The organism is Salipiger abyssi (assembly GCF_017311415.1).
GTDB lineage: Bacteria > Pseudomonadota > Alphaproteobacteria > Rhodobacterales > Rhodobacteraceae > Salipiger > Salipiger abyssi_A.
Genome location: NZ_JAEKIS010000034.1, coordinates 1 through 23,357, shown reverse-complemented (window position 1 = coordinate 23,357; position 23,357 = coordinate 1). Strand labels below are relative to the sequence as shown.

General features: G+C 66.6%; 25 protein-coding genes. 3 read left to right on the top strand and 22 right to left on the bottom strand.

Going from position 1 to position 23,357, the window contains the following annotated elements:
- Positions 1–169 precede the first annotated feature (169 nt).
- The 21 genes from I6N89_RS23935 to I6N89_RS23835 all read right to left on the bottom strand — a co-directional run bounded on the left by I6N89_RS23935 (position 170) and on the right by I6N89_RS23835 (position 20,379).
- Complete coding sequence (locus I6N89_RS23935) at positions 170–985, bottom strand: alpha/beta fold hydrolase (RefSeq protein ID WP_207020823.1); 816 nt, start codon at positions 983–985, stop codon at positions 170–172.
- An 11-nt stretch (positions 986–996) separates the two neighbouring features.
- Positions 997–1,953 (bottom strand): branched-chain amino acid ABC transporter permease, encoded by a 957-nt coding sequence (locus I6N89_RS23930; RefSeq protein ID WP_207020822.1) that lies wholly within the window; start codon positions 1,951–1,953, stop codon positions 997–999.
- Complete coding sequence (locus I6N89_RS23925) at positions 1,950–2,819, bottom strand: branched-chain amino acid ABC transporter permease (protein ID WP_207020821.1); 870 nt, start codon at positions 2,817–2,819, stop codon at positions 1,950–1,952. Before I6N89_RS23925 ends, I6N89_RS23930 begins: the two co-directional genes overlap by 4 nt.
- Positions 2,819–3,541, bottom strand: coding sequence for an ABC transporter ATP-binding protein (locus I6N89_RS23920; protein WP_207020820.1), 723 nt, complete (start codon positions 3,539–3,541; stop codon positions 2,819–2,821). The genes I6N89_RS23925 and I6N89_RS23920 overlap by 1 nt, the downstream gene beginning before the upstream one ends.
- A complete protein-coding gene (locus I6N89_RS23915) occupies positions 3,538–4,272 on the bottom strand; it encodes an ABC transporter ATP-binding protein (RefSeq protein WP_207020819.1) in 735 nt (244 codons plus the stop codon). The genes I6N89_RS23920 and I6N89_RS23915 overlap by 4 nt, the downstream gene beginning before the upstream one ends.
- Positions 4,273–4,276: 4 nt before the next feature.
- Positions 4,277–5,509, bottom strand: a complete 1,233-nt coding sequence (locus I6N89_RS23910) for an ABC transporter substrate-binding protein (protein WP_207020818.1) — start codon at positions 5,507–5,509, stop codon at positions 4,277–4,279.
- A gap of 43 nt (positions 5,510–5,552) precedes the next feature.
- Entirely contained in the window at positions 5,553–6,857 is a 1,305-nt protein-coding gene (locus I6N89_RS23905; RefSeq protein WP_207020817.1) for a M20 family metallopeptidase, read from the bottom strand.
- Entirely contained in the window at positions 6,854–7,498 is a 645-nt protein-coding gene (locus I6N89_RS23900; RefSeq protein ID WP_207020816.1) for a cysteine hydrolase family protein, read from the bottom strand. Before I6N89_RS23900 ends, I6N89_RS23905 begins: the two co-directional genes overlap by 4 nt.
- Positions 7,492–8,265: an N-formylglutamate amidohydrolase gene (locus I6N89_RS23895; RefSeq protein WP_236016821.1), complete on the bottom strand. Its 774-nt coding sequence runs from the start codon at positions 8,263–8,265 to the stop codon at positions 7,492–7,494. The genes I6N89_RS23900 and I6N89_RS23895 overlap by 7 nt, the downstream gene beginning before the upstream one ends.
- A 275-nt stretch (positions 8,266–8,540) precedes the next feature.
- Positions 8,541–9,584, bottom strand: coding sequence for a branched-chain amino acid ABC transporter permease (locus tag I6N89_RS23890; protein WP_207020815.1), 1,044 nt, complete (start codon positions 9,582–9,584; stop codon positions 8,541–8,543).
- Positions 9,581–10,477 (bottom strand): branched-chain amino acid ABC transporter permease, encoded by an 897-nt coding sequence (locus I6N89_RS23885; protein WP_207020814.1) that lies wholly within the window; start codon positions 10,475–10,477, stop codon positions 9,581–9,583. The genes I6N89_RS23890 and I6N89_RS23885 overlap by 4 nt, the downstream gene beginning before the upstream one ends.
- Complete coding sequence (locus I6N89_RS23880) at positions 10,477–11,184, bottom strand: ABC transporter ATP-binding protein (RefSeq protein ID WP_207020813.1); 708 nt, start codon at positions 11,182–11,184, stop codon at positions 10,477–10,479. Before I6N89_RS23880 ends, I6N89_RS23885 begins: the two co-directional genes overlap by 1 nt.
- A gap of 75 nt (positions 11,185–11,259) precedes the next feature.
- Entirely contained in the window at positions 11,260–12,432 is a 1,173-nt protein-coding gene (locus I6N89_RS23875) for an ABC transporter substrate-binding protein (RefSeq protein ID WP_236016820.1), read from the bottom strand.
- On the bottom strand, positions 12,429–13,160 hold the full coding sequence (locus I6N89_RS23870; RefSeq protein ID WP_207020812.1) for an ABC transporter ATP-binding protein: 732 nt from the start codon (positions 13,158–13,160) through the stop codon (positions 12,429–12,431). Before I6N89_RS23870 ends, I6N89_RS23875 begins: the two co-directional genes overlap by 4 nt.
- Positions 13,160–14,476 (bottom strand): glutamine synthetase family protein, encoded by a 1,317-nt coding sequence (locus I6N89_RS23865; RefSeq protein WP_207020811.1) that lies wholly within the window; start codon positions 14,474–14,476, stop codon positions 13,160–13,162. Before I6N89_RS23865 ends, I6N89_RS23870 begins: the two co-directional genes overlap by 1 nt.
- Positions 14,473–15,321 (bottom strand): MurR/RpiR family transcriptional regulator, encoded by an 849-nt coding sequence (locus tag I6N89_RS23860; RefSeq protein WP_207020810.1) that lies wholly within the window; start codon positions 15,319–15,321, stop codon positions 14,473–14,475. Before I6N89_RS23860 ends, I6N89_RS23865 begins: the two co-directional genes overlap by 4 nt.
- Before the next feature lie 254 nt (positions 15,322–15,575).
- Positions 15,576–16,586 carry an ABC transporter ATP-binding protein gene (locus I6N89_RS23855; RefSeq protein WP_207020809.1) on the bottom strand — a complete coding sequence of 337 codons (1,011 nt, stop codon included), beginning with the start codon at positions 16,584–16,586 and terminating at the stop codon, positions 15,576–15,578.
- Positions 16,583–17,356 carry an ABC transporter permease gene (locus tag I6N89_RS23850; protein ID WP_207020808.1) on the bottom strand — a complete coding sequence of 258 codons (774 nt, stop codon included), beginning with the start codon at positions 17,354–17,356 and terminating at the stop codon, positions 16,583–16,585. The genes I6N89_RS23855 and I6N89_RS23850 overlap by 4 nt, the downstream gene beginning before the upstream one ends.
- Positions 17,353–18,195, bottom strand: a complete 843-nt coding sequence (locus I6N89_RS23845) for an ABC transporter permease (protein ID WP_207020807.1) — start codon at positions 18,193–18,195, stop codon at positions 17,353–17,355. Before I6N89_RS23845 ends, I6N89_RS23850 begins: the two co-directional genes overlap by 4 nt.
- A gap of 51 nt (positions 18,196–18,246) precedes the next feature.
- Positions 18,247–19,371, bottom strand: coding sequence for an ABC transporter substrate-binding protein (locus I6N89_RS23840; protein ID WP_207020806.1), 1,125 nt, complete (start codon positions 19,369–19,371; stop codon positions 18,247–18,249).
- 141 nt (positions 19,372–19,512) lie between these two features.
- Complete coding sequence (locus I6N89_RS23835) at positions 19,513–20,379, bottom strand: LysR substrate-binding domain-containing protein (RefSeq protein ID WP_207020805.1); 867 nt, start codon at positions 20,377–20,379, stop codon at positions 19,513–19,515.
- 153 nt (positions 20,380–20,532) lie between these two features.
- Between I6N89_RS23835 and I6N89_RS23830 the strand changes: the two genes are divergently transcribed.
- The 3 genes from I6N89_RS23830 to I6N89_RS23820 all read left to right on the top strand — a co-directional run bounded on the left by I6N89_RS23830 (position 20,533) and on the right by I6N89_RS23820 (position 22,823).
- Positions 20,533–21,222, top strand: coding sequence for an adenine phosphoribosyltransferase (locus I6N89_RS23830; protein WP_328805927.1), 690 nt, complete (start codon positions 20,533–20,535; stop codon positions 21,220–21,222).
- Positions 21,219–21,869: a phosphoribosyltransferase family protein gene (locus I6N89_RS23825; protein ID WP_207020803.1), complete on the top strand. Its 651-nt coding sequence runs from the start codon at positions 21,219–21,221 to the stop codon at positions 21,867–21,869. Before I6N89_RS23830 ends, I6N89_RS23825 begins: the two co-directional genes overlap by 4 nt.
- Positions 21,870–21,971: 102 nt before the next feature.
- A complete protein-coding gene (locus I6N89_RS23820) occupies positions 21,972–22,823 on the top strand; it encodes a polysaccharide deacetylase family protein (protein ID WP_207020802.1) in 852 nt (283 codons plus the stop codon).
- On the opposite strand, the gene I6N89_RS23815 is transcribed toward I6N89_RS23820, so the two are convergent.
- The gene (locus tag I6N89_RS23815) at positions 22,824–23,096 is read right to left on the bottom strand and encodes a hypothetical protein (protein WP_207020801.1); all 273 of its coding nucleotides are present in this window, start codon (positions 23,094–23,096) and stop codon (positions 22,824–22,826) included.
- Between the last annotated feature and the right edge of the window lie 261 nt (positions 23,097–23,357).

The window sequence follows — 23,357 nt, the reverse complement described above, 5'->3', positions numbered from 1 at the left end:
TCAGCATGTCTTCGATCCTGCGCCGCTCACGCAGATCCAGCTCTTTGTGCGCCATCGTCCGTTCTCCTTGCTTTCCAGCAAGATAGGGGATTTGTCGCAACCCAGTTTAGAATGTGCCCGCTACACGGGCCCTATTCGCGTAATGATGATTATGACAATAATCTGCCTCTCATAGGGACGCCATGAACCGGTCCAAGTAAGGATCGAACTGGTCAGGCGTCTCCCAGAATGGAGCATGTCCAACGCCGGGAAGACGGTAGACGGTGTCCTCCCAGAGGGCGCCATAGGGCACCGCCGCGATGAAGTCGTTGTCTATGAAGACGTCATCCTCGCCGTTGACGATGGCCAGGGGCACGCGGGAGTGGATCGCCGTGGCCTGCTGGTCCGTGGCCTCGGGGGCGAGGATGCGGGTGAACATCAGACGCCGCGCGCGCCCGTCGGTGCGCGCGACGGCCCTGAGCAGGAAGTCCTCGAAGGGGGCGTTCTCGCCGCAGGTGGAATGAGCGTAATTCTCTGCATCCACATCCGAGAACAGCTCCTGCCCCGCAAGGCCCATGTGCTCGCTCGGGCGGAAGCCCGCGCCGAGGGACGCATCGTTGCGCGCAAAGGGCGGCGAGCCCGAGATCATCAGGCCTGAAAGCGCCTCGCTGCGGGCCAGCATCTCGATCCCGATGTGACCGCCCAGCGACCAGCCCAGCACCGCATAGCGCGGGATCTTCAGGGCCTGCATCACCTCGATGGCGGTTTCGGCATAGCCCGGCATCCAGTAGGTGCGCTCGGGATCGGTGGCATCCGTGCTGTCGCCGTGGCCCGGCAGGTCCATCGCGATGCAGCGATACTTCTGCCCGATCGCCCCCTCGAGCTGGTTGCGGAACACGCCCCGGCAGGACGAATTGCCGTGGATCATCAGCAGCGCGGGGCCGTCGCCGCCCGTGTCCGAAACGGCGATTTTGGCGTGGCTGGTGTCGATGTGGTGGGTCTGCATGACAGGTCTCCTCAGGATTTGCGGCGCGGCGCGAGAAGCCGTCCGAAGATGTCGATGGCCCCTGCCGGGGCGATGCGCAGCACAAGAATCATGGCGACGGCGACGACGATGAACCGCGCTTCCTCGAGGCCGCGGATGCCCGCCATGGCCTCGGTCGCGAAGGTCAGCGCCAGCGCCGCGAAGACCGGCCCGAGGATCGAGCCCGCCCCCCCGATGAGCACCATGGACAGGATCAGCGTCGCCACGGAAAACCCGAAGACCTCGGGCGAAGCGACGCGCAGGTAGATGGCGTAAAAGCCCCCCGCGATGCCGGTGAACACCGCCGAGGCGCAAAGCACCAGCACCCGCTGGCGCGCCACCGAGATGCCGCGTGCGGTGGCGTAATCGGGGTTGTCGCGCACCGCCCGCAGCGATTTGCCAAAGGGCGAGCGGGCCAGCAGCAGCAGCGCCACGACGGAGACCGTCAGCAGCCCTAGCGCGACGTAATAATAGCCGAAGCGGAAATCGCGGATGAAGGAATAGTCCCCGATCCGCAGGTAGGGCAGCCGCACGAGGCCTTCCGCGCCGCCGGTCAGATCGCCCTGGCTCAGCACCACCTGCATGCAGAGCTGCCCGAAGGCGAATGTGACCAGCACGACATAGATCCCCTGAAGCCGCGCCACCGGCAGCGCGATCAGCAACGCCGCCAGCGCCGCCGTGAGCCCGCCCGCCGGAATGGCCAGCCACGGCGACAGGTCCAGCGCCGTGGTCAGGATCGCCGCCGTGTAGACGCCGATGCCGAAGAACGCGAGGTGCCCGAAGTTGAACAGCCCCGCGAGGCCAAGGCTCAGATCCCAGTTCACCGCCACGGTGCCGTAGATGAAGGCGATGATGAAGATGTGGCGGGTGTAGCTGTCGGTGACCACCGCCGGAACAAGGGCCAGCAGCACGAGCGCCGCCAGCGCGAAAAGGCTTCTGTTGCGTGTCATGCGGCTTTCCCGAAAAGTCCGTTGGGGCGGAAGACAAGGACGAGGATCAGTGCCACGAACAGCACCGAGGGCGTCCAGTAGAGGCCCAGCCACAGCACCAGAAGCGCCTCGAGCAGGCCGATGACATAGGCCGCCCCCGCCGTCGCCCCGAGGCTGCCGAGCCCTCCGAAGATCACCACGATCATGGCGTTGACCAGCGGATCGGCCCCGAGGCCCGGGGTCACGAAGCGGATCGAGCCCAGCAGCACGCCGGTGAGCCCCGCAAGCGCCGCCGAAAGGCCGAAGGCAAGGCTGAAGGTGCGCGGCACGTCGATCCCCAGAAGCGCCGCCGCGCTGCGGTTCTGCCCCACCGCCCGCAGCGACCGGCCGCTGAGCGTGCGCCCGGTGTACCACCACAGCGCCAGCAGCACCGCGGGCGCCAGCACGATGATGAGCGCCTCATGCGCCGAGACCGGCGCGCCAAGCAGGTTAACCTGCCCGTCAAGCGTGCGGGGCAGCTGCTTGAGCCGCGGCCCCCAGATCATCGAGATGCCGCGCTCGAGGATGGTCGAGGCGGCAAGCGTCGTCATCACGGTAATCAGCATCATGTTGCGGTTGCCATAGAAGGGCCGGACCAGCAGCAGCTCGATCAGCACACCGGCGATCACCGCCGCGCCGATGCCCGCGACAAAACCGGCGGCGAGGCCGAGGCCAAGCTGTTCCGACACCGTCCAGGCGATATAGGCCCCCAGCGTCATCAGCGCACCGTGGGCAAAGTTGAACACGCCGAGCGTCGTCCAGATCAGGCTGAGGCCCGAGGCCATCAGCGCGTAGAGCGACCCGAGCAGAAGGCCCGACACCAGCGTGGGAATGAGAACGCCGTCCATCAGTGCGCCTGCTCCCCGAAATACATGTCCATGATCTCCTTGTGATCGGGCGCATCCGCCCGGTCGATCATCCGGGCGACCTCGCCCTGTTCCACGAGGTAAAGTCGGCTCGACAGGGCCAGCAGGAACTCCACGTCCTGCTCGACCACGATCAGCGGCACGCCCTTGCGGGCGATCTCGGCGATGGCCTCGCGCAATTCGCCCTTGAGGCGCGGCGACAGGCCCAGCGTCGGCTCGTCTAGGATCAGCAGGCGCGGGTTGCACATCAGCGCGCAGCCGATGGACAGCATCTGCCGCTCGCCGCCCGACAGGGTCCTGGCCCGCTGGCGCCTGCGTTCCGCAAGGCGGGGAAACAGCGCGTGCACCTCGTCCAGTCGCGTCTGCGCGCCGGACCGACCGCGCGGGTTGAAGGCGGCAAGCTCCAGCGTTTCCTGCACGCCCATGTCGCCGAAGAGCGTGTTGCCCTGCTGCGCCTGCACCAGCCCCGCCGCCACGATGGCCGAGGGTTTCGCGCCGGTGATGTCCTGCCCGTCGAACCGCACGCTGCCCTTGGTGGGCTTCAGCAGCCCGGAGACGGTGTGCAGAAGGGTGGTCTTGCCGTGGCCGTTGGGCCCGAAGAGGCCGATGGCCTCGCCCGCATCGAGATGCAGGTCGATCCCGTGCAGCACCGGCACGGCGCTATAGCCCGCATGAAGGCCGGTGACCTCGAGAAGTCTGGTCATGCGGCGGCGCTCCCGAGATAGGCCTCGACCACGCGGTCGTCGCGGATCACCTCGCGCGGATCGCCCGAGGTCAGCACGCTGCCCTGGTTGAGCACCAGAAGCCGCTGGCTCACCGACAGCAGCAGGCCGAGGACATGTTCGATGATGAGAATGGTCACCCCGGCGGCGTTGACTTGGCACAGCAGCCCATCAAGCGCGGCGATCTCGGGGCGGGTGAGGCCCGATGCGGGCTCGTCCAGCATCAGGATCGCCGGTTTCGACACCAGCGCCGAGGCGATCATCAGCTGCTTCTTGCCATAGACCGACAGGTCGGCGGTGGCCATGTCCCGGCGGGATGGCTCGAACTCCACGAGGTCGAGCGCCGCCTCGGTGGCCTGCGCCAGAGCCTGCCGCCCGATGCCCGCGCCGTAATGCCCGCCAAGCGCCACGGTCTCGCGCGCGGTGAGGTCGGGGAATTCGGCATCCTTCTGGAAGGTGCGCGACAGGCCCGCCCGGAAGATCCGGTGCGGGGCCATGCCGTCGATGCGCTTGCCGTCGAAAGTGATCTCCCCCCCGGACGGGCCGAAGGGGATGCCGGTGATGCAGTTGAACAGCGTGCTCTTGCCGGAACCGTTGGGACCGGCCACGCCGAAGACCTCGCCGCGATGGACGGTGAAGCTCACGTCGTTCACCGCTGTCAGCCCGCCGAAGGTCTTGGTGACGCCCTTCAGTTCAAGGATCGGTTCCGGCATGGGCTCAGTCCATCCAGGGCGGCGAGACGAAGCTCCCGTCCGCATAGGCGTCCGGCGCGAACAGCGCGCGGGTGCCGTCCTGGATCTGGTAGAACTGCAGCGGGATGTTCTCGGGGCCCTGCACCGCAAGGTGGGTTTCGGGGTCGAATTCCAGCTTGCCTGCGGCGGTGTCGGTGCTCGACGCGCCGATCCACTCACCGATGGCAACGCGGTCCGTCGGATCGCCCACCGCCTCGAGCGCGGCGGCATAGAGCATCACCTCTTCATAAAGCATCGGGCCATAGACGCCGGGGGTGGCGTCATAGGCGGCCTCGTAGTCCCCGACCACCTTGGCCGAACGCTCAGACGCGCTGGCGGGCAGCGTGCCGCCCAGCATGTTGTAAAGGACGCCCGAGGAATCCCCCGCCGTCAGCTCGAGGAATTCCGGCACCGACGGCGCATACTGGATGAACACGAGGCTGTCGGTGGGCTGTTCCATGAACTGCGACATGAAGGCAGCGGCGTTGCCCGACAGGTAGTCGGTGTTGATGACCACGCTGGGCGGATCCTGCCGCACCTTGGCAAGGAAGCCGCGCCAGTCGCCGACCTCGCCGAAGGGCACGAGGTCGTTGACCGTGATCTCCCAGCCCGCGCCCTCGAAGCTTTCCACGAGGCCATCGGCGATGGTCTTGGAATAGGGGTTGTCCGAGGAGATCAGCGCCAGCGTCTTGTCCTCGAGCGGGACCGAGCCGTCTTCCATCAACCCCTCGATCACCGGCAGCACGCCGGTGTTGTAGGCGTCGAAGGACGGGCTGAAGGACCACACGGTCGGGAAGGCATCGGGGTCTTCGGTGATGATCTCGGCGGTCTGGGCAGAGTTGGCGGAGACAAGATAGATCATCTCCATCTCGGCCATCATCTCGATCTCGAAGTTCGATCCCGAGGCATAGCCGGTCACGATCGCGCCCATGTCGCGGTCGCTCAGCAGGCGCTCGGCGGCGGTGGCGACGGACGCGGCGCTCTGGTCGGCGGCGTCCCCCACGACCAGCTCGAAGGTGTAGTCCCCGACACCGCCCGCCTCGTTGAGCTGGTCCACGGCCATCTGCGCGCCGTTGACCATTTCCTGACCGTCGGCTGCGGCGGGGCCGGACACCGGGGCAAGCACACCGATCTTGACCACCTCGGCGGCGGCAAGGCCCGGAAGGGCGGTTGTCGCGGCCAGCGCAGCCGCGGCGAAAAGGCGTCTTCTCTTCAGCATGTGTTGTCTCCGAGTTGGGTTTTGTTCTTTTATTATTTGGGTGTTAGCGCGTGCCGCAGATGTCGAGGATCGCGGCGGCGATGACCTTGGTCGACTTGTGCAGCGAGGCGAGGTCGACATATTCATTGTCGCCGTGGAAGCCGTCGCCCGAGGGGCCGTAGATGCAGGCATCGACCCCGGCCCCGGCGTAATGCGCCGCATCGGTCACGGCATCGAAGCCGCGCACCTCGGGGGCGGCCCCGAAGCTGCTGTGGTGGCTGACGAGCGACTGCACCAGCGGGTGATCCACCGGCGTGTCCATCGGTGGGAAATGCAGGCCGCCCAGCTCCCACGCGATCTGCGGCGGGTTGGCACGGGTCCAGGGATCCAGCGCGGCGAAGGCGGCGACGAACTCTTCGAACTCGCGCCGCACCTCGGCCGAGCTTTCATGCGGCAGGAACTTCAGGTCGAGATCGAGAGTCACCCGGTCCGGGGTCATCGCCGGGTTGGTCCGGATCAGCGGCAGGCCGTCCTCCCCGACGCCGACGCCGCCGTGGATCACGCCGGGGTTGATCGTCGACAGGCCGGGCGGACAGAGCGGGTGGTAGTTGTTGCGGCAGCGTGAGGCCTCGAATTCCTTGAGCGCCGCAAGGAAACGCGCGGCGATCTCGATGGCGTTGATGGCCGGTTGCAGCCGCCCCTCGACCTCGGGCTGGGGGAAGATGTCGTTGTAACGGAATCCCGCATGGCCCGACCGCCCGATCAGCGTCACGCGGACCCATTCAAGGCCGCCCTCGGCGGGCACGACCTTGTCCCATGTGGGTTCTGCCACGATGGCGTTCTTCGCCAGATGCCCCCTGGCCACGGCGTCCATCGCTCCGAAGCCGCCCGCCTCCTCGTCCACCACCGCGTGAACCGATACGCGCCCGTCCAGCGTGATCCCGGCGGCCTGGATGCCCTGAAGCGCGGCGATGCAGGCGGCAAGTCCAGCCTTCATGTCCACCGACCCACGGCCCCAGAGCTTGCCGTCCGACACGTCACCGCCGAAGGGGTCGACGGTCCAGTTGGCGCGGTTGCCCACGGGCACGGTGTCGATGTGACCGCAAAGGATGAGGCTTTTCTCTTCGTTGCCCGGCAGGGTGCCGACCACGTTGGGCCGTCCGGGCAGGGCGTCCCAGCTGGTCGTCTCAAGGCCCATCGAGCCAAGGCGGTCGGCCACAAGCGCGGCCACCTCGGCCTCGTTGTTGATGCCCTGCTTGGTCTCGAACTTTGGGTTCACGGACGGGATGCGCACCATCTCGCACGTGAGGTCCACCACGCGCTCCGGGGTGCTGTCGATCTGGTCCCAGACGGTCTGAAGCGTCGTCATTTGGTCACTCCTTGCAGTTCCTCGATCAGCGCATCGGTGCTGAGCTGGCGGCAGTAGCCCTTGATCGCGCCAATGGACGCAGCCTGCCGTTCGGGGGTGTAGGTGAGGCAGGCGTCGGTGACCTGCGTCACGAGATAGCCAAGATCGCAGGCATCGCGGATCGCGCCTTCGACACACTGGTCGGTGACCAGCCCCGCGATCACCACCTGCTTCACGCCAAGGCAGCGCAGCACGTAGTCGATGTTGGTCGACACGAAGACCGAGGACGACGACTTCGGCAGCCAGATCTCGTCATCGCCGGGGGCAAGTTCGTCGATGGGGCGGCCATCCCACGAGCCCTTGGGCACGTTGAAGCCGGTGATCTTGTAATCGAGGCTGCGGTCGCGCCCGTCCTTGGTGAGGCTTTCGATGGTGGTGTACATCACCTCCACCCCGGCACCGCGCGCGGCTTCGCGCAGGCGCTGCATGTTGGGCAGGGTCTCGGCCTCGAAGGTGTCGAAGAAGGCGCCGTAGGTCGCCGCGAAGGCGTCCGGGTCCATGTCCTTGAACTCTCCCCCATCGCGCCGGGCCGAGAAGTTCTGGACGTCGATGAAGATCAGCGCCGAGGCGGCGGGATCAAGCGGAACGTTGCGGGTCAGCATTGGGTCTCCAGTACGGTGCGGACCGCGCCGCAAAGCAGGGCCGCCATCTCGGCCTGTCCTTGCGGCGTGTCGATAAGGTCGTTGCGGATCTCGATGAGGCTGTGCGGCAGGCCGCTGGCCTCGCCATGGGCGGGCACGAACCAGTCGCTTTCGTCGTCGATCTGGTAGGGCTGGTTCAGCACGAGATTGAGATCGGGGCGCCGTGCGGCAATCGCGTCCAGCAGCGCCTGCGACGTCTGCCGGTCCTTGCGGCAGAGGAACCCGACATGCCACGGGCGCGCGCCGGGGCGGGTGCGCAGTTCGGGCGTGAAGCTGTGAACAGACAGCAGCATCGGGCCCCCTGCCCTGCGCGCCTCCAGCACGGCGTCATTGTAGGGAGTGAAGACTTCATCGATGCGCCGCGCCCGGTCTGAGGCCCCAAGCGCGACATTGCCGGGCACCGTGATCCCGTCCGACCGTTCGGGCATGGCATCGGGTGCCTCGGGCGGGCGGTTGCAGTCGATCACCAACCGTGAATAGCGCTGCAGAAGCGCGCCGCAGCCAAGCTCCTGCGCCATGAGCCGCGTCACCGCCGCAGCGCCGATGTCCCAGCCCACATGCAGATCAAGTGTCCCCGGCTCGAGGCCGAGCCCGCCAAGCTCCACCGGCACCGCCTGCCCCGCATGCTCACACAACAGCAGCACCGGAAGATCGGAGGCGGGGCGGATACGCTCGACCGGGTCCGGGTCGGAACCGGCGGTCAGAAGATGGGCGGACGCGGTCAGCAAGGGCCACGTCCGGGGATGGTATGCGCCACGGGCGCCGGGGTCTGGGAAAGGCTCGTCATGCCCGGATGTTGTGACGAATCTTTTTCATAGTCAAAGATTCAATCAAATTTGATCCGATTTATTCCACGCTTGAGCCGCGTGGTGCGCATTCCTTGGGCGCCCTGCCACGCCCCTGTTTTCATTCAGAAAATCATGCGGATCACACAGCGTGAAACCCCGGTGGCCAAGGCTTGGCAACCGGGGCAACCGGGGCGATTGCCCTGTCTGCGGCGCCCTCAGCGGGGCTCGGGCGTCTCCGCGCGTTTGCGGCGGCGCAACAGGTCCTCGATCTCGAGGTTGCCCATGAGGCCGCTCGGCAGCAGCGCCATCACCGCGACGATGACCACCCCCAGCATCAGCCCCGACAGACCCAGCATCTGCGGCAGCTTGAGCCCCGCGATCTGCGGCCCGGTCTCGAGCCAGCGGATGGTCTCCAGCCCGATCGAGATGAGCAGCGTTCCGAACACCGCCCCCGATACGCTGCGCAGTCCTCCGAGGATCAGCATCGCCACGGTGAGGAAGACGAAGTTGAAATAGAACGGTCGCGCCGAGATGGTGCCGAGGAAGAAGGCATAGGCGATCCCCGCCACCGCGAAGAAGAGCGTGCCCAGCACCCATGCGATCAGCCGGGTGCGGAAGACGTTGACGCCCATGGCCCGCGCCCCGATCTCGTCATCGGCGCAGGCCCGCAGTTGCAGGCCGAAGCGGCTTTCGCGGAACCAGCGGGCGGCGAAGATGGCGATGATGACCAGCGCCGTGATCTGCGGCAGGTCCAGCACCTTGGGGATGCCGAACAGCGCCTGGTTGCCCTTGAAGATGTCGGTGCGGTGCAAAAAGATCGAATGCACGATGACAAGGATGGCAATGCTGACGATGGTCACGCCCACCCCGGTCAGCCGCGCCACGAACACCCCCGTTAGCAGCCCCAGCCCCCCGGTGATCCCCAGCGCGACAAGCGCCGAGGTCCAGGGCCCCAGCTCGAATGCATTGAGCCCCCAGGGCGCATCGGGCAGCGAAATCGCCTTCATCGCCACCGGCGTCACGCAGATCGCGGCGGCATAGGCGGCGATCCCCATGAAGGCGGCGTGCGAGAAATTGGTGAGGTTGGCGTTGCCGGTGAACACCTGCAGGCCGATCACCACCAGCAGGTTGACGAAGGTCGCATAGAGCACCCGCGCCTGCCATGTCTCGCCCCAGAGGTAATAGGCGCCGACGATCAGCAGGACGAGAAGGCTCAGAAGGGCGCTGCCCAGAAGGCCGCGGCGTTGGCTCGGGTTCATATCTTGTCCCCCTTCTCCTTGGCGGGCGACAGGATGCCGTCGGGTCTCCAGACGAGGATCAGCGCCACGAGCGCAAAGACCGCCGCATGGGCAAGGCTGCCGTAGCTTTGCGGCAGCAGCACCAGCACGCCGACCTCGACCGCGCCCAGCAGGAAGCCGCCCAGCACCGCGCCGGGTAGGCTGCCGAAGCCGCCGATGACGCAGGCCACGAAGGCGGTCAGCACCGGATCGAAGCCCATGTGCGGCGACACCGCGCCGCGCCGGGCCATGATGAAGATGCAGGCCAGCCCCGCCAGCAGCCCCGACACCGCGAAGGCGGTAGCGATGACGCGGTTCGCCCTGAGGCCGCAGAGGCGCACCATCTCGAAATCAAGCGCGGCGGCGCGCATGGCAAGGCCCAGCGTGCTGCGCCGCAGGAAGATCATCAGCGCCACGATGGCAAGCGCCGTGGCCACGGTCTCGTAGATCTGAAGCGACGAGACCTGGATCGAACCCACAAGTACCGTCCGGTCGAGGAAGATGAACTGCGTCGCCGGGATCGGCCTTGGCGAGCCAAGCAGCAGGAAGGCGTTCTGAAGGATGATGCTGACCCCGAAGGCGGTGAGCAGCCCGGTGGTAAGGTCGGCCTTGCGCACCGTCCGGAACGCCACCCGTTCCAGCAGCACCGACACCAGCACGCAGGCGATCAGCACGGCCCCCATGAGGATGAAGGGATTGCCGGTCAGCACGGTGCCGATGATGACCATGGAATAACCGCCGAAGGCGATGACCTCGCCATGGGCGAAGTTCACCAGCCCCATGATCGAGAAGACGATGGCCAGCCCCAGCGCGATCAGCGCGTATTCCGCGCCGAAGCTGAGGGCGTTGAGGATCTGCTGGATCGCGTAGTCCATCAGCCGTGCACTCCGGTGATCTGGTCCATGAGCTCGGCCCCGTTGCCATAATCGGCGGCGCGGCCCTGCGACGACACGAGGCCGTTGTTGAGCACATAGACATGGTCCGACAGCCCGATGGCCGCAGTTGCGTTCTGTTCCACCAGCAGGATGGTGACGCCCTGGCTGCGCAGCTCGCGGATCATCTCGAAGATCCGCTCCACGATCTGCGGCGCAAGGCCCAGCGACGGCTCGTCGAGCAAAAGGATGCGCGGGCGCGACATGAGCGCGCGGGCGATGGCCAGCATCTGCTGTTCGCCCCCCGACAGGGTGCCCGCCGGCTGATCTCGGCGCTCGCCAAGGATGGGAAAGCGGGTGAACCAGTGGTCCACCTCCTCCGCAATGGCCGCCTTGTCCTTGCGGATGGCGGCGCCCATCACGAGGTTCTCGCGCACCGACAGGTTGTAGAACACCCGCCGCCCCTCAGGCGACAGAGCGATGCCGCGCTTCACCCGCGCCTCGACCGGCAGGGCCGAGATGTCCTCACCCTCGAGGCGGATGGTCCCGGTGGATTTCGCCGTGCCGGTGATCGCCGACAGGGTCGAGGTCTTGCCCGCGCCATTGGCGCCCAGAAGCGCGACGCAGGTGCCTGCCGGCACCGAGATGTCGATGCCATGCACCGCCTCGATGGGGCCGTGGGTGACCCTCAGATTTGAGATTTCGAGCATGTCCTGCCGTCCTTCGTCGGTGCCGCCCGCCATTTTGCGGGCGGGCGACACGCGCGGGGTCTTGTTGCCAGACTGTTACTGCCAGTCAGGCACGTTCTCGGGGGTGTCCTGCTGCAGCAGGGCGCGGGTGCCGTCCTCGAAGCCGATGACCGGGATCTCGCGCAGGGCGTAGCTGCCGGTGTCCTTGAAGCTGACCGCCTCTACCGACATCACCGGGATGCTGTCCGCCGCGCGGATCGCCTCGCGCACCGCGACGGGATCGGTCGACCCTGCGGCCTCGACCCCGTAGGCGACGATCCTGATCGTGTCGGCGCCCAGCGACGGGAAGAGGCCGTTGACCTCCATCCCCATGTCGGCGCAGGCGGTCTGGAACTCGTCGATGCGGCTGCCGGGGACCGACGGCGCGAGGGTGGCGAAGAACACCTTGTCGAGCAGGCTCGGGTCTTCTTCGGCCAGCGCGTCGAGGGACGGGTCGTCAAAGCCGTCAGACCCCACGACCCAGGCATCAAGCCCCGCCGAGCGCATCTGCCGGATGAGGATCCCGATGTCGGGCATCGCCCACGAGATGAACACCGCGTCGGGCGCGGGATCGAGCGCGCGCAGCTCCGCGATCTGGGGCGACCAGTCGGTGGTGCCCGAGGTGTAGTTGAGCGTGGTCTGAAGTGTGCCGCCGCCCTCGACGATCACGTCCGCGAACCATTCCGGCACCTTGGCCGACCACGACCCGCCCTCGTCCGAGGTGAAGATCGCCACGTTCTTCACACCCTGCGACAGCGCGTAGTTCGCCGCTGCCGTCGCGGTGAAGGGGTCGGGCGCCACGTTGGTGAGGAAGTTGTCCACCACGCCGGAATGCATCTCGACCTGGGTGCTCTGGGCCTGGATCACCGACACGCCCTGCGAGCCGGCGATCTGCGCCACCGGGATCATGGTGTCCGAGAACGGGATCGTCCCCAGCGCCACGATGCCGTCGCCGAGGAAGCGCTCGGTGAGGGTGATGGCGGCCTGGGTGTCGGCGCCGGTGTCCTGGATCAGCAGCTCGAACATCTTGCCGTCGACGCCGCCGTCCTGGTTGATCATCTCGGCCAAGCAGCGGGCGCCGTCGACCTCGTTATAGGCGGCGTAATCGCCGGTCAGGGGCGCGGGGAAGGCCACCTTGATGGTCTCGTCCTGGGCAGATGCGGCGCCTGCGCCAAGGGCGAGGATGGCCGCGCCCGAAAGCATCCGGCCCATGCGGGTCACTTTGGTCATGTGGTTGTCTCCTGTTGGGGGGAATGGCCCTGCCCGAGGTAGGCCTTGATGACCTCTTGGTTTCGGGTGATCTCGGCAGGATGGCCCGTTGCGAGAAGCCGGCCCATGTTCATGACCGTAAGCCGCTCGCAGGCGGACATGATGAATTTCAGGTCGTGCTCGATCAGCACGATGGAACAGGGATGACGCTGGCGCAGCCAGCTGAGGTTCTCGAACAGCGCGTCAGTCTCGTCGTGGTTCATGCCCGCCGCAGGCTCGTCGAGCATCATCACCTTGGGCCGCAGCGCCAGCGCCCGCACGATCTCGAGCCGCCGCATCTGCCCGTAGGGCAGGCTTCCCGGCGCCTCGTCCAGCACGGGACGCAGGCCGAAGCGGTCGATGGCATCGTCCAGCAGATCCTTGTCGGCGCTGTCGCGGGCGTGGATCTCGGCCAGCTCGATGTTGCGCCTCACGCTGAGGTTGCGGAACAGGCGCAGGTTCTGGAAGGTCCGTGCGATCCCGGCACGGGCGCGCCTGTCCGCAGACATCCCCTGCACCTCGGCCCCGTCCAGCACGATCCTGCCCGCGCTCGGGGTCAGCAGACCCGAGATGAGGTTGAGCATCGTCGTCTTGCCCGCCCCGTTGGGGCCGATGAGGCCGTGGATCTCGCCGCGCGCGACGGTGAAGGACACGTCGTCCACCGCCCTCACCCCGCCGAAGGTCTTCGAGATGCCGCGGACCTCGAGCATCAGTAGACCTCGGCGTAGCGGGCGCATTTCGCGGGCCAGTCCAGCCCCTCGAGCTGCGCCAGCTCACCCTGCTTGTGGGCGACATAAAGATCGACAAAGGCGTCTCCGAACCACTCCCGGGCAGCGCCGGAGCCATCGAGCGCCGCAAGCGCCGCGTCAAGGCTGTCCGGCAGACGGCGGAAGCCCTTGGCGGCCAGCGCCTCGGGGCTCAGAAGCGACAGATCCTCCTGCGCGGGCGCGGGCGCGGGCGGGTCGATCGCGTCGCGCACGCCTTGGGTGCCGGCAAACACCAGCGCCGCAAGGGTGAGGTAGGGGCTGGCGGCATTGTCGGCGGCGCGGACCTCGAAATTGTACTGCCGCGCGATGCTTTCCGGGTCGGAGGCGGTCACCGGGCAGATCCGCACCGACGCCTCGCGGTCGCGGAAGCCAAGGTTGTTGTAGGCCGCGCTCCAGCGGTGCGGGGTGAGGCGCAGATAACTCACCTCGGACGGCGCGAGGATGGCGAGGATCTGGTCGAGGTATTTCAGCACTCCACCGATGAAATGACGGGTGAGCGTGCTCATCCCCGTCTCGTCGCCCTCGTCATAGGTCAGCGGCGCGCCCGCAGCATCGAGGAAGCTGAAATGCACATGCAGCCCGTTGCCGACGCTTTCTGGGTCGAGGATCGGCGCAAAGCTCGGGGCCTTGCCGAAGCGGGCGAGCGCGTCATGGGTGAGCATCCGCAGCACCGTGGCATTGTCCGCAGAGGTGACGCCCTGCGCGGGCTTCATGGTGACCTCGTACTGGCCGGGCCCGTATTCCTTCATGAAGGTGTCCGGCGCGCAGCCTGCGGCGGACAGGGCCGCAAGGTAGGCCTCGGCCCAGACCTGCCCGTCGCGGAAGCCCTTGAACCCGAAGGCATCGCCGGGGCGCGGGGTTTCGCCCTTGAGCTGGAATTCATGCTCGAAGGACGACAGGACGGTGGCCCCGGTCAGGGCGTTGAATTCCTCCAGCGCGCGTTTCGCTAGCGAGCGGGTGCAGAACTCCCACGGGGCGCCCTCGAGGGTGCGGATGTCGCCCATGGCGAAATCAAGCCGCTGGTCCCCGTCGATGGTGATGCGCGTGTCCGCATCGGGCACCAGCGCGAGGTCTCCGAAGGATCCGAAGGGGCTTTCGGAGATGCTGTCGAAACAGGTGATCTGCACGTTGGTGGGCGTCCAGCCGACGCCGCGCTTCGACCGCTTGTCCCATTCACCCACCGGGAAGGACTTGCCGCGCAGGATGCCCGCGATGTCCGATGTGCCCACGAAGACGAGGCTGTTGGTTGTCTGTGTCATGTCTTGCTTCCTGCAGCGGGATCTTCCCGCAGTTTGTCCCATTGCGAGATCCGCGCCCGCGTCGCGTCCCAGTTGCGTTCCGCCATGGCCACCAGCATCGCCTCGATCATCGTGAAGGCGGGCACGTAGCTGTCCCAGACCGTGCCCGAGTGGATCGGCACCGAGACAAGCTCGGTCGCGCCCTTCGCGGCGGGAGAGATCCACTTGTCGGTGATCACCACGGTCTGCGCCTTGCGCGCCCGCGCCTGCGCCGACAGCCGCGCGAGGTTCGACTGGTAGCGGCGAAAGTCGATGAGCAGCAGCACATCACGCGGGCGCATCCGCAGCAGGTATTCCGGCCAGAGCTCGGGGTCCGAGGGGATGTGCGACACGTCAGGGCGGATCTGGCGCAGGTGGCGCACAAAGAACTCGGCGATGCTGTCGCTCATCCGCCCGCCGATCATGAAGATCCGCCGCCGCGGGTCGGTCAGCAACTCGCACAGCCGGGTGAACTGGGCCGAGGTGATCTGCTCGATCATCTCCTGGTTCAGGCTCTCGACCTGCCGCACGTAGGAGGACAGCGTCGCGTCGCTGTCCCCGTCGATGGCGTCGCGCAGGTCGATGGGGGATTGCTGGCCTTCCTTCAGCTCCTGCACCAGCCGCTGCTGAAAATCCTGAAACCCCGCGCAACCCAGCTTGGCCACGAAGCGCGAGATCGACGGCGCCGAGATATGCGCCCGCTTGGACAGCTCCTGGATCGGCTCGAGCCCGGCAAAGGGGTAATCGGCCAAAAGCACCGACACCAGCTGACGTTCGGCCGGGGTGAACTGGTCCGACATGTCTTCCAGGGTTTGGCGGATCTGCATCGGGTCTCCTTGAACATCGCGAGCGGATAGCGCGATCAAAACTGACCCTACAGCCGGTGAAAATTTCTTGTCAAACTTTGCGCTTACTGCCCTATTGGAAAATAGCTTGCAGGTGAAAATTTGGTCAAAAGCGCTTTCGCGTGCACGGCGCAACTCGGGCCGGGCCGCGCATCAAGTTCAGCCCGACCGCCAGTTATCCTATCTTAACGCCGCCCAGCTCGACACGATCGCATGCCATCCCGCGCGCCCGTTCCTCACTCATCGATTGACTTGGGCTCTAGCGGATGCGCAGCCTCGTCGGGCCAGCTCAACCACACCTTTGCGCCCGGCTCCAGCGACAGCCGCTCCAGCTCTGCCTCGCTGACCTGCGCCTTCAACTCGCGCCCCGAGGCATCCTCGAAGTAGCAGATGATGCCGGTCCCCGCGAATTCCTCGGACAGGAACGCCGCCTCGATCGCCGTCCCGCCGGGTGCCACGTCGCTCACCGTCATCCGGTCGGCGGCAACCGAGATCTCGCCCCCGCCAGCCCCCGGCAGGATGTTGTTGCGCCCCACGAACTCTGCCACGAAACGGGTGCGCGGCGCGCGGAAAATGTCGCGCGGGGCGCCGACCTGCGCGATCTCCCCCTGCCCCATGATCACCACTCGGTCGGCCATGGCGAACGCCTCGGATTGCGAATGGGTCACGTAGACGAAGGTGATCCCCAGCTCGCGCTGCAGCCGCGTCAGAACCCCCTGCATCCGGATCACCAGATGCGCGTCCAGCGCTGAAAGCGGCTCGTCCAGCAGCAACATCTGCGGCTCGGTCACGAGGCTGCGCGCCAGCGCCACCCGCTGCCGCTGCCCGCCCGAAAGCTCGTCGACCCGGCGCTTCTCGAACCCCTTCAGCCCCATCCGTTCCAGCCACAGCATCGCGCGGCCATGCGCCTCGGTGTCGGACACGCCGCGCATCTTCAGCCCGAACTCGACGTTCTCCTTGACGTTCAGAAAGGGAAACAGCGCCAGCGATTGCCAGACCAGCGGCGTGTCGCGCTCGTGCGGCGGAACGTCGTTCATGCGCTTGCCGCCGATGGTGATGTCGCCCGCGCTCGGGGCCTCCAGCCCCGCCAGCATGCGCAGGGTGGTGGTCTTGCCGCAGCCCGAGGGGCCCATGATCGCCACGAACTCGCCGCGCCCGATGGTCAGGTCGATGCCCTTCACGGCCTCGAAATCGCCGTAGCTCTTGCGCACGCCGTCAAAGCGCACCAGCGGGTCGGTGTCGGTCATCGCGAGGTCTTTCGTAGAATGATGAGTTGCGCCGCGATCACCAGAGTCATCGAGGTGACGAAGACCACCGTGCCGATGGCGTTGATCTGCGGGTCGACATTGCCTTGCAGGATTTCCAGTATCATCACCGGCACCGTCTTGTTCAGCCCCGAGACGAACCACGCCACGACGAATTCGTCAAAGCTGACCGCCGCCGTCAGGCAAAAGGCCGAGATCAGCGCGGGCATGCAGAAGGGCAGCACCACCACCCGCATCGCCCGCATCGGCGAGGCGCCAAGGTTCCAGGCGGCGGCCTCCAGCGACGGGTCCATCTGGCTCAGCCGCAGGCGGCAGATCGCCATGGCAAAGGGCGCGCCCATCACCGTATGCGCGATCACGATCCCCGGCAGCGTGCCCGACAGGCCCAGCCGCCCGAGCCATGCCAGCATCGCCAGCCCCATGATCACCAGCGGCACCGTCGGCGGCAGCAGCGCGAGCGCCAGATAGGCGGGCTTCCAGCGGAAGTTGTAGCGAAAATCGGTATAGGCCGTCGCGAACCCCAGCGCCGTCGACAGCGCCGCCGCGCTCAGAGCCACGAGCGCCGAATTGCCGAAGGCGGTCCAGACCTCGGGGCGGGCAAAGGCGGTCTCGTACCAGTGCAGGGTGAACCCGCCCAGCGGCACCGTGGGGAAGCGGTCGGAATTGAACGAGAACACCATCGAGGTGACGATCGGCGCAAAGACAAAGGTGAAGATCGCCACAAGATAGAGCCGGGGGAGCAGAGCCTTCATTTGCGCCTCCCATAGGCCGCGCCGACGGCGGCAAAGGCGACGGCAAACAGCGTGCCGATCATCATCACCGCGACCACCGCCGCGCGCGGCCATTGCTGGCCCGACTTGGTGGTGTCGATGATCAGGATCGACAGGGTCGGCGGCTTCGATCCGCCAAGGTAGAAGGGCGAGACGAAGTCTCCGAAGGCGAGGATGAAGGCGAACACCGCCCCCACGATCAGCCCCACCTTGGCCGAGGGCAGGATCACCCGCAGCAAGGTGCGCCGGGGCGAGGCGCCAAGGTTCCACGCCGCCTCGATCAGGTTGCGGTCGATGGCCGCCAGCGAAAAGGTCTGAAGGATCACCACCAGCGGCAGCACCAGCGTCAGGTAGCCCACCATCGCGCCGACCCCGGAATTGAGCATGGTGAACGGCCCCAGCCCCACCCAGCCCAGCACCGCGTTGATCGGCCCGCTTTCGGCAAGCAGCACCTGCCAGGCATAGACCCGCACCAGGTACGAGGTGAAGAACGGCACCACCAGAAAGAACAGCGCCCATCGCCGCGCGGTCTCGGACAGCTTGAAGGCCAGCGCGAAGGACGCCGGAAAGGCGATCAGGCTCGCCAGCACCGCCGCCAGCGTCGCGCGCCACAGCGTCACCCGATAGGCATCCCAGAAATAGCCTCGGGTCAGCATCCTTTCCCAGTTGTCGAAGATGAAATCCGGGGTCATCCGGTAGTTCTTGACCAGCCAGAACGACATGGCGACCATCAGCAGCAGCGGGCCGACAAAGAACAGCCCCTGCCAGATCAGCAGCGGCAGGCGCCAGATCAGCGCATGGGCGGTGGTGCGGTCTTTCATTGGGAACCTGTCAGGCAAGGGCCCCGGCAGCAAAGCCGGGGCCGGGCCGCGTCACGCGGTCTTGTATTCGGACCAGAAGTCGTTCCAGTCCTCAAGGCTCTGCTGTTGCGGGATGTCGCGGAAGAACAGGCGCCCCTCTTGCAGCAGCTTGATCGGCGACTGGTCGTGCCCTTCGATGAGACCAGAGCGTTCCGCCTCGGCCGGGTTCGCCTCTTGGATCGCGGTCCAGCCGGATTTCGTCGGCGACAGGCCCGGATAGGCCGCCATCTGGATCGAGCGCACCTGCCCGCGTGGGCTCAGCATGTACTGGATGAACTTGGTGATGATCTCATGCTTGTCGGTGCCCTTGCCGATGGAATAGCTCTCGGTCCACTGGATGCCGCCCTCTTCGGGAATGACCGAGGCGACCGGCGCGCCGTCCTTTTGCAGCACCCCGGTGATCCAGTCGCCGATGCCGCACATGGCCAGCATCTCGGCATTCTTCAGCGACGCAAAGGTGCCGCCGTAATCGAAGTACCCGCCGACCTGGGGTTTCAGCGAGAGGGTCTTTTCCATCACCGCCTCCCATGCCGCCTCGTCGATGTCAAAGGGCGAGGGTGCACGGTTGCCGTTCAGCAGCGAGATCTGCCCGAGGCTCGGCAGGTGCCAGTCGAAATGGCCGACCTTGCCGGTCACTTTCGGCGACCAGAAGGCATTGTAGCTCATCGCCTCTTCGCGGGTCAGCGCGTCGGTGTTGTAGCTCACGCCCAGCAGGCCGTAGCGCACCATCACCGACCACAGCGTGTCATCGACCCAGTGACCGGGGAAGTTCTGATACTCGGGCCAGAAATCGTCGAACGGATAGAGGCTCGCGTCCATCTCTTCGATGTAGCCTGCGGCGTTGAGCTGCTGCACGAACTCGGCATCCGACAGGATCAGGTCATAGGTGCCCGGAGGCGACTGCGCGATCAGCGCCAGCATGTTGTCGCCGCCCGCGTAGTACTTGGGCACGAACTTGACGTTATTCTCGGCCTCGAATTCGGCGACCATGTCGGGCTCGGCATGGCCGTACCAGGCGAGCATGTTGATCGTCACCGGATCCTGCGCCCAGGCGCGGTTGATCATCGGCGTTGCAAGCACCGTCCCGGCGGCACCGGCCAGCAGCCGGCGGCGGGTCAGGGTCAGGGGTTTGGTCATGATGGCTCCCGTCTGCGTTGGATCGGCCCCTTGGTGCGGCATCGGCCCAAGGGTTCCCGTGGCTCAGACGTTAGACGGCGATTTGCCGCCTTGGGAAATTTCCAGTTGGTATGCAGCCATAAGCCAGATTTATGAAATGGCTTAAGCCCTGTCCTTGCGAATATGATCGAGCAGATGCTGTGCCAGCCCGTGCCCGGCCTCGGTCAGGCTTGCGTGCTTGTACAGAAGACCGATGCGCAGCGGCGCGAGCGGAGGAAAGCCTTCGTCCGCGCGCCCCACCCGCATCCCCGGCAGCAAGGTCGCCGGGGTCAGCGCGGTGACCCCCAGCCCCGCACGCACCGCCGTCTGCAACCCCGCCACGTCCCGCGCCACCAGCACCGTGCGCCAGCTGCGCCCGGCGCGGCGCAGCGCAGCGCGCATCCGGGTCGCATATTCGCAAGGATCGGGATGGCGCAGCAGCGGCAGCGGCGCCCGCCGATCGATCTGCGCTGCGCTGCCCACCGCCCAGAAGGGTTCGATCACCGTGGTATCGACAAGGTAAGGCACCTCTCCGTCCGGCAGGATCGCCACCGCAATATCCAGCTTGTCCGCCGCCAGAGCGCTGCGCAGATCCTGCGAAAGCAGGCTTTCGATCTCGATCCGCACATCCGGGTGACGGGCGGCGAATCCCGCGATCGCCTCCAGCAGGAAGGCATGGGAAAAATCCACCGGCACCCCGACCCTGATCCAGCCGCTCAGCTCGGTTTCCGCGAAATGCGCGAGGATGTCGTCATTGATCCGCAGCAGCTGCCGCGCATAGGGCCCCAGCGCGAGCCCCGCATCGGTCAGCGCCACCTGCCGCCCCGCGCTGGCGATCAGCTTGGCGTTCAGCAGCTCTTCGAGCCTCCTGATTTGCAGGCTGATCGCGGGCTGGGTGCGCCCCAGCGCCTCGGCCGCGCGGGTATAGCCGCCAAGGTCCACGACCGTGACGAACGCGCGCAATAGATCGGTGGGAATGTTGCGGGCCATGCTGTCATTAAGAATGCTTATGAAAGCATATCAAGGATCAATTTCCCTCATGCCGCGCCCTGCCCTACCCTTGCAGGAAATCCATCAGGGGCCGACCTCATGCGCTCAAAATTTGACCAGACGTTCAGTAATTTTCACCCCGCGGTAACGCCCGTGATCCACGTATTGGATAGCGCGCAGGCGCTGCGCAACCTTGACCTGTGTATTGCGGCAGGCTGCCCCGGCGCTTTCCTCATCAACCACGATTTCGCCATGGAGCCTTTCCTGCCGATCCTGTCCGAGGTCCGCGCCGCCCGCCCCGAGGCCTGGCTTGGCGTCAACTTCCTCGCCCAGCCGGGGAACATCGCCTTCCCGGTGCTGGGCGATCTGGCGCGGCAAGGTCTGCGCATCGACGCCTATTGGGCCGACGACGCCCGCATCGACGAGCGCAGCGCCAACCAGCCCGAGGCCGAGGACATCGCCCATATCCGCGCCGCCTCCGGCTGGAACGGGCTTTATATCGGCGGCGTCGCCTTCAAGAAACAGCGCGAGGTTGCGCCCGAGGATTACCCAGCCGCCGCCCGCGCCGCCCTGCCCTATCTGGATGTCATCTGCACCTCGGGCGTCGCCACCGGCCATGCCGCCGATCCGGCCAAGATGCAGGTGTTTCGCGATGCCATCGGAGACGCCCCGCTGGCGCTCGCCTCCGGCATCACCCCCGAGAATGCCCCCGTCTACGCCCCGCTCGTCGACCTGATGCTGGTCGCCACCGGCATCAATTTCGACGGCGATTTTCACAACATCGACCCGGCACGCCTTGACGCGCTGCTGGCCGTCACCCGCACCGCAGGAGAGACCGCATGACCCTTCAAGCTACCCAGGACAAAGGCCCCCGCGACGACCGTTGGTATCTGTCGCTGATGTCGCCCAACACCAAGGGGCCGCAATTCGCCTGGCTCGACCCCACGTCGATCTACATCAACGCCGCCGCCTTTTCCGACCTTCTCGACGATCTGTGCGCCGAGCTGGACGCAGGCGAGATCGACGTGGTCGCTGGGCTGGATGCCATGGGCTTCGTCCTCGGCGCGGCGCTGGCGGCGCGGCTGGGGCGGGGCTTCCTGCCGATCCGCAAGGCGGGCAAGCTTTGCGTCGATACCGACCGCGTGAGCTATGGCAATTATTCGGGCCGCACGCAGGACATGGAGATGCGCCTGCCCGCCTTCGCCCCCGGCACCCGCGTGCTGCTCGCCGACCAATGGGTCGAAACGGGGGGGACGATGGACGGTGCCATCCGCCTCGTGGAACGTCAGGGCGGCGTGGTCGCCGGTATGGCCACGATCACCATGGAGGAAAACGACGCCACCGCCGCCTATCGCGCCCGCTACAAGGTGGTGTCGGCGGTGCTGCCCGGCTCGCGCTGGCAGGCTGAGGCGAACGCGCAGCGCCTGTCGAGCTTCGACAGCTACGCGCCCGAACGCACCTTCCCGACCGCCGGGCGTACTGCCGCCTGAACCGGCATCGGCGGCGCGTTGCCCCCTGCCCCGCCGCGTGCAGCCTTGCCCCGGCCCCGCGCCGGTGCTTGGCTGCGCGCGACGAACCCAAAGGAGGCGATCATGCTGCTACACCCCCTGCCCTGGCCCGACGGCCGCAAGCTCGCCGCCGCGATCACCTTCGACATCGACGCCGACAGCCTGATCCGCAATGCCCGCCCCGAGGACGGCCATCTGCGCCTCGCCCCGGTCAGCATGGGCCGCTACGGGCCGACCGTCGCCGTGCCGCGCATTCTGGAGACCTACCGTCGGCTCGGCCTGCGACAGACCTTCTTCATGCCCGGCTGGGTGATGGAGACCTACCCCGCCACCGTCGAGGCCATCCTCGAAGGCGGCCATGAGATCGGCCACCATTCCTGGCGCCACGAAGACCCGATGGGCCATTCGGACGAGCGCGAGGCAGAGCTGTTTTATCGCGCGCTCGAGGTCCATGTGCGGATGACCGGCCGCAAGCCGCGCGGCTACCGCGCCCCGGTCTATAATGCCACCCCCGCGATCATCGACCGACTGATCGCCGAAGGGTTCGTCTACGACAGCTCTCTGATGGCCGACGAGATGCCCTATCTGCTGCGCTCGGGTGCGGGCGAGCTGCTGGAGCTGCCGCCCCACTGGGGCAACGACGACTGGCCGCCCTTCGCCCATTTCGAGGAAATCGGCTACCTGATGCCGGTGCGCGGCCCCTCGGACGGGTTGCGCGGCTTCTTCGAGGAATACGAGGCGATGCGCGATGTCGGAGGGTTCTGGATGCCGGTGCTGCACCCGTTCCTGACCGGGCGACTGGCCCGCTGGGCGGTGATGGCGCGGTTCCTCGAACAGGTGGTCGAGGCTGGCGACGTATGGCTTGCGCCGCTGGAAGAGATCGCCGCCCACGCGCTGGCGCATCGCGATATGCTGCGGGTCGATACGGTGGGCTGATCAGCTCAGCACCAGCACCTCGTCGATGCCTGCGTCCACGACGCGGCAGGCAGCGAGCAGATCCGGCAGGAGGTGCGTCGCCACGTAGGAGGCATGAAAGGCAGAGGGCGCGCGCAGCACCAGCCGCCCCCCTGCCCTCTCCTGCGCTTCCAGCGCGGCGATCCACGCGCCATAGCGACCGGGCTGTTCGCTGCGCAGCACGCCGCGCGCCAGCGACCAGAGCGAGCCGTCGCAAGGCTCGGGTTGCGGCGCGGTCTTGACCGGCAGGGGCACGACATTGCCCGGCGTCTCGCTGCGCCCCGACAGCCGCTGTTCCAGATCCGGGCCGACATCGGCCCAGCGAGGGCGGCTGTCTTCGAGAATGCGTTCGATGTTGAGGGAGTATTCGCTGACCCTGCCCCGTGCGCCTTGCCTGCTGTCGCGTTGCCCTTAAATCTGAGACACGACGCGTTCGGGGATATTTTTTGCCCTTAATTATGAGATTCCACTGCCATCGCGCCTATGCTTTTCGCGCGCTGCCGGGCGATGTAATCG

Coding starts and splice junctions, on each gene's coding strand:
- I6N89_RS23870 (WP_207020812.1), bottom strand. CDS start 13,160: ATGCTCGAGGTCCGCGGCATCTCGAAGACCTTCGGCGGGGTGAGGGCG.
- I6N89_RS23935 (WP_207020823.1), bottom strand. CDS start 985: ATGCAGACCCACCACATCGACACCAGCCACGCCAAAATCGCCGTTTCG.
- I6N89_RS23860 (WP_207020810.1), bottom strand. CDS start 15,321: ATGCAGATCCGCCAAACCCTGGAAGACATGTCGGACCAGTTCACCCCG.
- I6N89_RS23890 (WP_207020815.1), bottom strand. CDS start 9,584: ATGAACCCGAGCCAACGCCGCGGCCTTCTGGGCAGCGCCCTTCTGAGC.
- I6N89_RS23920 (WP_207020820.1), bottom strand. CDS start 3,541: ATGACCAGACTTCTCGAGGTCACCGGCCTTCATGCGGGCTATAGCGCC.
- I6N89_RS23840 (WP_207020806.1), bottom strand. CDS start 19,371: ATGACCAAACCCCTGACCCTGACCCGCCGCCGGCTGCTGGCCGGTGCC.
- I6N89_RS23835 (WP_207020805.1), bottom strand. CDS start 20,379: ATGGCCCGCAACATTCCCACCGATCTATTGCGCGCGTTCGTCACGGTC.
- I6N89_RS23930 (WP_207020822.1), bottom strand. CDS start 1,953: ATGACACGCAACAGAAGCCTTTTCGCGCTGGCGGCGCTCGTGCTGCTG.
- I6N89_RS23915 (WP_207020819.1), bottom strand. CDS start 4,272: ATGCCGGAACCGATCCTTGAACTGAAGGGCGTCACCAAGACCTTCGGC.
- I6N89_RS23855 (WP_207020809.1), bottom strand. CDS start 16,586: ATGACCGACACCGACCCGCTGGTGCGCTTTGACGGCGTGCGCAAGAGC.
- I6N89_RS23825 (WP_207020803.1), top strand. CDS start 21,219: ATGACCCTTCAAGCTACCCAGGACAAAGGCCCCCGCGACGACCGTTGG.
- I6N89_RS23880 (WP_207020813.1), bottom strand. CDS start 11,184: ATGCTCGAAATCTCAAATCTGAGGGTCACCCACGGCCCCATCGAGGCG.
- I6N89_RS23900 (WP_207020816.1), bottom strand. CDS start 7,498: ATGCTGACCCGCAACGTTCCGCTTGATCCCGCCGCCTCGGCGCTGATC.
- I6N89_RS23875 (WP_236016820.1), bottom strand. CDS start 12,432: ATGACCAAAGTGACCCGCATGGGCCGGATGCTTTCGGGCGCGGCCATC.
- I6N89_RS23925 (WP_207020821.1), bottom strand. CDS start 2,819: ATGGACGGCGTTCTCATTCCCACGCTGGTGTCGGGCCTTCTGCTCGGG.
- I6N89_RS23910 (WP_207020818.1), bottom strand. CDS start 5,509: ATGCTGAAGAGAAGACGCCTTTTCGCCGCGGCTGCGCTGGCCGCGACA.
- I6N89_RS23865 (WP_207020811.1), bottom strand. CDS start 14,476: ATGACACAGACAACCAACAGCCTCGTCTTCGTGGGCACATCGGACATC.
- I6N89_RS23845 (WP_207020807.1), bottom strand. CDS start 18,195: ATGAAAGACCGCACCACCGCCCATGCGCTGATCTGGCGCCTGCCGCTG.
- I6N89_RS23850 (WP_207020808.1), bottom strand. CDS start 17,356: ATGAAGGCTCTGCTCCCCCGGCTCTATCTTGTGGCGATCTTCACCTTT.
- I6N89_RS23820 (WP_207020802.1), top strand. CDS start 21,972: ATGCTGCTACACCCCCTGCCCTGGCCCGACGGCCGCAAGCTCGCCGCC.
- I6N89_RS23885 (WP_207020814.1), bottom strand. CDS start 10,477: ATGGACTACGCGATCCAGCAGATCCTCAACGCCCTCAGCTTCGGCGCG.
- I6N89_RS23905 (WP_207020817.1), bottom strand. CDS start 6,857: ATGACGACGCTTCAGACCGTCTGGGACCAGATCGACAGCACCCCGGAG.